At 39.5% G+C, this 3,589-nt stretch carries 5 protein-coding genes and 1 pseudogene; 2 read left to right on the top strand and 4 right to left on the bottom strand.

Translation table 11 applies throughout. The features are described from left to right. Positions 1–233: pseudogene (locus ACFILY_RS09170) on the bottom strand (phage tail protein); the annotation flags it as partial. 347 nt (positions 234–580) lie between these two features. Between ACFILY_RS09170 and ACFILY_RS09165 the strand changes: the two are divergent. Continuing rightward, positions 581–1,099: a Rha family transcriptional regulator gene (locus tag ACFILY_RS09165; RefSeq protein ID WP_375637929.1), complete on the top strand. Its 519-nt coding sequence runs from the start codon at positions 581–583 to the stop codon at positions 1,097–1,099. Positions 1,100–1,246: 147 nt separating this feature from the next. Beyond that, positions 1,247–1,498: a type II toxin-antitoxin system prevent-host-death family antitoxin gene (locus ACFILY_RS09160; RefSeq protein ID WP_375637928.1), complete on the top strand. Its 252-nt coding sequence runs from the start codon at positions 1,247–1,249 to the stop codon at positions 1,496–1,498. Positions 1,499–1,573: 75 nt separating this feature from the next. Here the strand turns inward: ACFILY_RS09160 and ACFILY_RS09155 are convergent, their stop codons facing one another. The 3 genes from ACFILY_RS09155 to ACFILY_RS09145 form a co-directional block, all read right to left on the bottom strand. After that, positions 1,574–1,882 (bottom strand): HigA family addiction module antitoxin, encoded by a 309-nt coding sequence (locus ACFILY_RS09155; RefSeq protein WP_273721170.1) that lies wholly within the window; start codon positions 1,880–1,882, stop codon positions 1,574–1,576. Positions 1,883–1,892: 10 nt separating this feature from the next. Further along, on the bottom strand, positions 1,893–2,171 hold the full coding sequence (locus ACFILY_RS09150) for a type II toxin-antitoxin system RelE/ParE family toxin (RefSeq protein WP_375618870.1): 279 nt from the start codon (positions 2,169–2,171) through the stop codon (positions 1,893–1,895). A gap of 447 nt (positions 2,172–2,618) precedes the next feature. After that, positions 2,619–3,589 (bottom strand): hypothetical protein (locus ACFILY_RS09145; protein ID WP_375637927.1); only part of this gene is annotated, 971 nt, incomplete at its 5' end.

Here is a 3,589-nt window from a genome sequence, read left to right as displayed (position 1 = left end):
ATAAGATCAAGGGCATTGGGTAAGGTACCTTGACGCTTACCCGTTTTATCGAGTTTTGCAGCTTGTGAAAGAGAGCCCGTTACCAAAACGGGTGTATTAAGGGGAAATGCTTGTTCATCGGCATCGGGTGCTGTGCCAACAATCCCGATAACTGCCGATTGTACCGCGCGAAGGGGGCGGGTGCCGTCGTCAACTTCAACGACTTCAACACCGTGTAAAAAACCTGTTGCCATTTTATACTCCTTTAAATGGTTGGCTAATGAAATGAATGGGAAAATTAGAGGTGGAAGCCGTTCTGACGAGCGACTTGACAAAAACTTTAAAACCGTTAGCTTCATACAAAGGTGCCTAGAAAACACCTTGATAGTAAGCGGATAGATTGCCGAAACAGTCTTTTTCCGTGCATTGAATGCTTTGACTCGTTATATGCGCATAGCGTATAATAATGTTATCGGGTGTAGTTACGCTATAAAATACCCTTATGGGGAAAGCATAACGACGGACTTACTACCGTGTTTTCTAGCACCCGATACCCCTCTAGGGCGTCAATAGAAAACAACTAAATAGTAAGGAGTTCATTATGAACAATCTAGTAACAATCAACAATGATGGTATTGCTGTCACAACCTCTTTAAAAATTGCCGGTGGTGTGGGGAATAGCCACGCTACAGTTATAAAGCTGGTACGTCAAAACATTGAAGACCTTGAAGAATTTGGAAGGGTTGGATTTGAAATCTCACCCTTTGGGACCAAAGGCGGAAGACAGAAAAGAGTAATTGCTATTCTCAACGAACCACAAGCCACTCTACTCATGACCTATATGCGTAACAATGATACGGTGCGTGCATTCAAAAAAGCCCTCGTCAAAGCTTTCTATGATTTAAAAAAACAATTAATTGATAATGATCGTGATACACGCTTTGATTTTCCAAGCAACTGGGATGAAATGGGACCTACTGAAAAAGCTGTTTATATTTATGGACCGCTTCACATGCATCTTGTTAAAGCCTTTACATTAGCAGAAGAGAGCAAACATTATAAAACGCTTGTTGAAGAAGCCAAGCGAGTTTTAGTAAGCTCTGTTGTAAAAGTAGCTTAAGTTAAAAACATGATTTTATCTCCTCGTCTTTGAGGCGGGGAGGTAGTTAATGCCGTAAAATATCTTTACATACATATTCTATGTATAATACATATTCTACGTATAATACGTAGAATATGTATTATACATTAAAAATAGGATGTGCATATGAAAAAATATAGTTTTACAGATGTAAACCGCGGGGCAGGCGATATTTTAGACGAGGCTATGTCTACACCTGTAGCTTTAACAAAGCGAGGGCGTGAAAAAATCATTATGCTTCCTGTTGATTTATATAATGAATTAGTAAAATCTCGTTCTGGTGCACAATCTTTTGTTTATGCAGATGCACCGCAAAATATATTAGATGATTTAAATCGTGGTTTAGATGACATTTTGAATAGTGATGAACATGTTTAAAGCGGGGGATGTTGTTAGATATTATTATTTATCCAGTATTTCATAAAACATCGTCTCTTCAGAGTGAGGAAGAGATCAAACAGCGTGAAGTGTTGGAACTTTGCTAACATTTGTTTCGCGTTCAGCATGCCACGCATCATAATTGGCTTGCATACGTAACCATATAGCAGCTCCATCACCAAACATTTTGCCAAGACAAGCGGAAATAGCAGGAGAAACAGGCTTTTTTGCGTTCAGAATATCGTAGAGATGTTGGCGTGATATACCAAGCATCTGCGCAATTTCTGATTTTGTTTTGCCTGTCTCAGGAATAATTTCTGCTAAAACTTCTCCTGGATGAGTAGGACAACGGTTTTTATCTCTTTGTGCAGGAATGTCATTCATAACTGTATCCTTAGTGATATTGTTCAAGATCAACACGGTAAGCATTACATGAGTCAAATTCAAAGGTAATACACCATGGTCCGTTAACGTGGACAGTGTAACGGGTAGGTGAATATCCAATCAAAGAATGAAAGTTGAATCCTGGAAGATTCATATCTTCTGGTCTTTCAGAAATATCTAAACGATCAAGACGAACCATGATACGTTTTACAAGTTTCTTATCAATCTTGGATGAATTTCCCGTTTTGAATAATTCTGCCAATGTTTTGCTTTTAAACGTTTTAATCACTCTTTTATATAGCGTAAAATACTGTTAATGTCAACAAATAGCTTACATTGTAAGTGCTAAAATGGAAAAAACAGTAACATCCCATTAGAAAGCCTAATAGCTTAGACTTGTTTTTCTTTTCTCCACCTCATGCGTAAAGAGAAGAATAGGTGCATGGAGGGGATAAATTTGCACGTTAACATCAATGATTTTACGACCATACCGACGGCTGTCTGAACAAATATTGCTAAAAACTCAGATCCCTTGCTGTTCTTAATAAAGAAAATACGAAGTTTAAATTCTATTGTCATCTTGCTCTCCAAATCAATGAAGAGACTATAACAACCATCATCATGCCGATAAGACTGACACTGTCAGTCAAAAAAGCCCTTTAAAAGGACTTAAAAACATATAAGCCTGCTTATAGAACAGCTATCCATTTGACTTGCGCTATTTTTGGTTTTGTATTTAATCTTTCCATAACCTTATAAGGACAGCACCATCAGCACCGGCACCGCTTGGATAATAATTACCATGAGCACCACCACCACCACCACCAAAACCACGCCCAGCTTTCCCTGAACTATAGGAACCTTGCCCTATTCCTCCAGAGCCACCTCTTGATGTATCACCCCCAGCATTTCCCCCATTCCCACTTGTTTTACTCGTAATTCCACTCGTTCCATCATAGCCATTCCCGCCTTTAGCAAACCCTAGATGCTCGTCTGTTGCTAAACCAAAATTTGCACCCATTCCTCCAGTTCCACCAGAGCCTGAGTAACCTGAATACGCTTGCTTATTATAATAAGCACCAGCACCACCATGTCCTCCTGTAGCGGTAATAAAATTCTTTCCAACAACTGTTGTTCCTCCAGAATTTCCTGCTGCACTAAGTGCTTTAACAGAATCTCCTCCTTTACCAATTATGATATTCTCATGCCCGTTTAAACTGGCTTTATAACCATACCATACTGAACAACCGCCTCCGCCTCCGCCGCCTCCTAAATATGAACTATAAGCTCCACCACCACTACCCCCACCACCCCATGCTTGGATCTCAACTTTAGTTTTATCGGTAACCCAATCGGGCCATTGAATTTTCCCATCCTGTGTATAGAGCAATTCAGCATCAGCAAGTGCCGGCCAATTAATAATGTTCTCGATTAAATCTTTTTTAATTTTTTCTCTTTCTTCCAAGATAGCTGCATCCACTTGCGCCTTGGTATAGACAACATCACCATCGATTTTAAGTGGTCCTTTAAGCGAGCTTCCGTTTGTGTTTAAATTGGTAACCACTTTGCCATTATAGATAAGGTTAAACGACGAATTACCCAACAGTTCTAAGCCACCACTCATAGTGATTTTGCTGGTAAATTTATTATAACTTTGCCATTCATTTGGGCTTGTGAGGTGCCCATAGCTTGTGAGATCTTCATTGA

This window comes from Bartonella sp. CL25QHWL (assembly GCF_042195335.1).
In the GTDB taxonomy this organism is placed as follows: domain Bacteria; phylum Pseudomonadota; class Alphaproteobacteria; order Rhizobiales; family Rhizobiaceae; genus Bartonella.
Note: the sequence above shows the minus strand (reverse complement) of the source record. Positions and strands in the feature narration are given on the sequence as shown.